This window comes from Pseudomonas kilonensis, assembly GCF_001269885.1.
Taxonomy (GTDB): domain Bacteria; phylum Pseudomonadota; class Gammaproteobacteria; order Pseudomonadales; family Pseudomonadaceae; genus Aquipseudomonas; species Aquipseudomonas kilonensis.
The window spans coordinates 1-3,929 of the sequence record NZ_LHVH01000041.1; the positions used below are offsets into that span (position 1 = coordinate 1).

General features: G+C 52.4%; 2 protein-coding genes and 1 pseudogene. All 3 read right to left on the reverse strand.

Going from position 1 to position 3,929, the window contains the following annotated elements:
• Positions 1-549, reverse strand: a pseudogene (locus AD662_RS27925) (sugar-binding protein); the annotation flags it as partial.
• Between the two features lie 123 nt (positions 550-672).
• A complete protein-coding gene (locus tag AD662_RS27930; protein ID WP_053190102.1) occupies positions 673-3,567 on the reverse strand; it encodes a hypothetical protein in 2,895 nt (964 codons plus the stop codon).
• A 40-nt stretch (positions 3,568-3,607) separates the two neighbouring features.
• Positions 3,608-3,929: hypothetical protein (locus AD662_RS29615; RefSeq protein WP_169788918.1), on the reverse strand; the 322-nt coding region annotated here is incomplete at its 5' end.

Sequence of the window (3,929 nt, forward strand, 5' to 3'; positions counted from 1 at the left end):
CTGGCGGTTGATTTGCAGCAGTTCGCCCTGGGCATCGCTGATGCTGTGCAGGCACTGTCCGCCACGGAACGATGCATAGGCAAGTGTGAGGCTGTGGCCGGCAGGCGACTTCACGCTCACAGGCAAGGCGACCCGGGTAAGATCGCCGCCGACTTGAAGCTCTTCGACCATCCCCGACTTATGCAACACGCGGTAGCGGTTGCCGCCCAGATTTTCGAAATGGAAAGTGTCGAGTTTTTTTTCCTTCATATCCGGAAGCGAACCGCTGCCGGTGACTTTGAAGGTTTCCCCGGTGCTCAAGGCCAAAATGTTGTTGGAGGGCGTGAACTGGCTCAAGTTCAAGTTCCAGCCCACCCCGAAACCGGAGTCCAGGATATTGATCGGACTGAAAGTCAGGTTCAAAGGGAAGGCCGGGCCGCACAGCCAGTTACTTTGGACCTCGGGCAGGTCGATGGAAACGGTGTATTGCCCGGTGCGCGGGTCAACACCGCCTTGTACGTAGCTCATGAAGCCGAAGGCTTGGGAATGTACGACACTGGAAGTGGTCATGCTACCTATCCTCAAAGATAAAGACTCAACATCTCCAGACACTCGAAAACATACAATGGAATACATTGGCCATAATATGCGAATGCCTGTTTAGTCGTTCAAAGACGCAACATCCTGCCCTGATCATCTCCGACTCAGCATCAACCTATTACGGCTATTCTCATTGGATGACGAGTCAAACCCAACGGTCAGGGAATGTCGATTCCCTTCTTCGTCGAGCAATATAAGATAAACACTGGGGTCCAATTGCTGGCGATACATTTTTCGCTTATCGCCACTCGCCAGCCCGTCATACCAATAATTCACATCATCCGTCCGATGCAAACTAATAATCAACTCACCTTGCGCCGGGCGTTCGCCGTCAAACGAAGTCTTGAGATTTTTCTGGTAGTTCCTCATCAACCCCCACAAATAGGGATCAAAAGACAAACCTTCGGGCACGGGGCTGTCGCTATTTTCAAAATTGGCAGGATTGAAAGCATAGCCGGTGTAACTAAAAAAGGTTTCATCGATCAGCTCACTTTCCCATTGCATGGTTGAAATATTATTTTCAATGGATAAAGTGGCGAAAAGAACTGAATCGATGCCACGCCGTAAATAGCTTAAATACCAGTAATCAATCGACTGACGATAGTAGCTAAAATAATCCCATTCCGGATGCGCATTGCTGGGAGGTTCATCATGCCCATCCTCATCTTGCCATTTGCGCTCACGTTTAAACTCATAGTTAGATAACGACGGAGTCGCGGGACGGACACCTTGCACCGTCATCTCAAAATTTTCAGTTTTCTCATCAGTTGAGTTTTGCGTACCGTAAGGCGAATCAAACTGTGCATAAAAGGTCCGGCTACCTTCGTAGGCAAGATGTAGATAGAGTTCACGATAACGTACGCCATTATTTTTTGGCGTCGGCGGTGCCAGTGGATAGGTTCGCGTTGCAGTGGCCGAAAAAAACCTGAAGCGGTTTTTTATTTTGCTCACGGCCCATCGAGTGTCTTTGCCATATTCAATACCTTCTTGGCCTACCGGTATAAAAGGGATCGCATTGTTGGTTATTTTATCGACCAACCTGAGCGTAGCCAACTCGGCATCACTCACGGGAATGTATAGCTCCGCACCACCAACGGTGACTGACTGCGTTGCAATGGTCACGGTGACGGGAATCTGTTGAAAACCATTGCTGAAACAAGTGTCCAGACCGTTATTGACGGCGATTGAAAACTCTCCAAGCTCTCGCCAATGCGGTTCTGGTTGCACTTGTTCGGAGAGCTGGATAACGCTGAGACCGCTAGACCTGGCCGAACCATTCACCAGATAGGAACACCTCACCACACTGATTCGGGATGTGGGCTGGGTCGGTGGTGTAAACACGCCATTGTCATCCACGTCCCCTTCACCGATAACCACCCAGCGAACCTCATCATCAGGTTCCAAATCAGCGTACAACTGGATCGGATCGCCAGCCGTTACCGCCGCGACATAGGGCGGATCTACCGGCAGCGTGTGCGCTGCTCTCATCAACACAACTGTTGCTTCAATCGTCTCGTTACTCTGCTGATCAGTCACGATGATTCTCTGCACCGCCAACGGGTCGGTCAGACTAGTAGGCGGTGTGTAGATCGCGTGATTGTTATCGATGACATCGAGCGTCCCTTCATTCGGAGAAAGTGTGGGCCAGCGTAGGCTCCCATTACCCAGGGTCGTCACAGTTAACTCAACGGGGGTTGGATTACTGCCAACCCCGCGCAAGCAAACCCGCGGTGTAATGTTCATACTTTCGAAAACACCCAGCACCAGTGCTGAGCTTGTCTGCGATTTGCCCCCCATCGTGTATTGAGCGGTTACTACGATGGGCTGTTGTTCTTTCCCCATTCGGGTTCGGTTCGGCGGCGTATAAACCCCACCCGTCGTGATAGTGCCAACCGAAAGCGGACTAAGGGGGTTGGTTACAGTCCATTGAGCGTTAATGCTCGATCCGTCGCTCTTGCGCGCGACAAACGCCTGGGGCAAACCACCGCTCTTCAGGCTGATGAACGCCGGTTCGACGGTCACCGTATCGGACTTCGGTCCAATATTACCCAGCACCAATAAATCATGAGGTGTATGCCGTCCATTCTGACTTTCGATGAAGAAGTTATCGCTTGGAAAAAGCAGGTTCTTCAGCACGTCAAGCTGCACTTCGTCGAGCAATTCAATCCATTCGCTGTTCAGCACCAATGAAGCCGAATACAGACGTCGCCCACCCACCTTGTCGTCCGGGATCAGATAAGGGAAGTCGCTGCCTTCGATAGGAATTCCCGCTCCATTTTCATCGTGGATTTTCAGCCGAATAAACAGCAACACCGCGCCGTCAGCCGGGTCATCGGAACCCGGGGCCTTCTGCGTACGAATGTAAAATCCCGTTGGGCTCAAAGGGTTGTAACCACTGAAGTCAAACAACCCCAGCTCAAAAATACGCTGATCCTGCGGCAGCACAGCCAAGCGGCTTTGAATTAATGCCGCCAAGTGTTTGTCGACCCCGGGCATTCCTCCCAGGTTGCAAGTCATCGACAGGTCGCTCGCCACATCCAGCGTCACCCGCCCCCGTTTATCCACTTCTCCTTCAATCTGGTTCAGGCTGAGCTTCATCTGGACTTTGTAGCCCATCGCTTCAGTAATAGTGAAGCTGGAAAGCAAGCGGACCGCGCCACCGCCAACGGGGTGACTCTTGGCGGTATAGGTGCCCGCGACCAGGTTCATGGTCAAGGTCACCTTGGACTCGTTCAGCGATGCCGTTTCGAACGACAGCACTGGCTTGCCCAGAAGTACGCCATCCAACGTCATCGACTCCGTTCGATCGTCGATATACGCCACACCGTTGATTGGCGGGATGAAGCGTCCGTCGTGCAACCAGGTTAAATATTGCACTTCCAGCAAGCGATTGAGTTGCTCACGACTGAATGCAACGATTGCTCCCCACTGGTGAGTGATAGAGCGCCCCTGCATACGATTCAGCAAATTTTGCAGTGAATTCGACATGATCATTCTCCAACTATTCTTCGCATTAGCGACTGACACCTTACTGACCATCGGCACGGAACATCCGGATCGTTTCGGGCACGCTGAATAACGGTAACGGCAGGACGATGTAACCGTCCTCCGAAGCCCCTCCTGGTCTTGCAGGGGGCACCAGGACAGTAATGACCACAAACTTGTCCGGCCCGGCAGGGTTCAACGTCAGCACACCGCTGGCGGCATTCATTTGCGCCGAGCCGCTGCCCAGCAATACCTGCCATTCCTCGCCCCAATCGCCGGGATTGATGGGGCCGTCCTCCCCCATGATCGACAATTGGAGCTGGTTCTCCGGCAAACTCACCGCATCATTGATCACCACTTCAATC

Excerpts from the sequence above, each read along its gene's own strand:
- AD662_RS27930 (WP_053190102.1), bottom strand. The coding sequence starts at position 3,567 with ATGTCGAATTCACTGCAAAATTTGCTGAATCGTATGCAGGGGCGCTCT.